General features: G+C 71.3%; 1 protein-coding gene and 1 pseudogene. Both read right to left on the bottom strand.

The features are described from left to right. On the bottom strand, positions 1 to 335 hold a 335-nt coding region (locus ACWEPF_RS39065), incomplete at its 3' end, for a WXG100-like domain-containing protein (RefSeq protein WP_452176407.1). Positions 336 to 341: 6 nt separating this feature from the next. Beyond that, positions 342 to 1,232 (bottom strand): annotated as a pseudogene (locus ACWEPF_RS39060) (hypothetical protein); the annotation flags it as partial.

Below are 1,232 nucleotides of genomic sequence, written 5' to 3'. Positions count from 1 at the left end.
GCCGTCTCGGTCGAGTTGGCCATCGCCTCCAGGCTGTCCGCCATCGAGTTGCAGGCCTTCACCATGCCGGGGAAGAAACCGGGCTTCTTCCCGTCGGCCGGGAGGGTGAGGGTCTCCCACTTCTTCGACAACTCGTCCATGGCGGCGCCCTGTTGGCCGTCCAGCGCGCGCTTCATCGCCGAGTCGGCGGCCCGCCCACCCTCTTCGATCGTCTCGGCGGCGGACCGCCAACGGCGGGCCATGTCCCGCATCAGGTCCTCGTCGCCCTCGGGCCAACGGGAACCGGCGAGCAGCATCAGGACCCACTGCAGGGGCTCGGGGAGTTCGACAGCCATGGTGGGTCAGTGCCTTCCGTTGTACTTGCCGCCGGCGATGTCGCGGTGCAGCAGGTCCTGCTGACCGGTGCCGGGGAGGGGGAGCTCGGGCTTGCCCATGCCGGTGAGGCTGAACTGTTCGGCGTTCTCGTAGCCGTCGGCCATGCCCTTGAGGCGCTTCCCGATCGTTTCGAGGACCTGGGGGAGGGCCTCCAGGCCCTCCAGCACGTCCTTCTCGTTGGCGAGGTAACCGGGCTCGCCGTCCTCGCCGTTGGCGAAGGACTTCCCGTCGTCGTCGTTGCCCCAGGGCGAGTTGCCGCGCATGCCGCTGAGGTAGCCGTTCATGCTGGTGAACAGCTCCTTGAGGTCGTCCGCGACACCGAGCACCGGGCCGGAGGCGGCCCGCAGCTGCTCGGGCACGATCCGGAAGCCACCGGCCATCGCCGAACCGACGGACGGCGACGGGGACCCCTTGCTCCGCGCCTGCATGGCGGGGGTGCCTTCGCCGCCCACCTTCATCGCAGGAGTCGTCCCGTCGGGCGACTCCGCCGGCACGGCGGCGGTCCCCTCGCCACCCACCTTCATCGCAGGAGTCGTCCCGTCGGGCGACACCGCCTGCATGGCGGGGGTCCCCTCGCCACCCACCTTCATCGCAGGAGTCGTCCCGTCGGGCGACACCGCCTGCATGGCGGGGGTGCCCTCGCCACCCACCTTCATCGCAGGGGTCGTCCCGTCGGGCGACACCGCACGCTCGGCGGGAACGGTTCCGTCGAGCGGGACGCCGGTGCTCTTCGGCACGGCCTGCGTGAACTCCGGCGAACCGGCCGGGACCCCCGCACTCGCGGCCCCACTCGCGGGCACCGCCTGGGTGAACTCACCCGCCCCCGCCTGCACGCCCTGGGTGTACGCGGGCGATCC

The sequence above is a fragment of the Kitasatospora sp. NPDC004289 genome (genome assembly GCF_053602875.1).
Note: the sequence above shows the minus strand (reverse complement) of the source record. Positions and strands in the feature narration are given on the sequence as shown.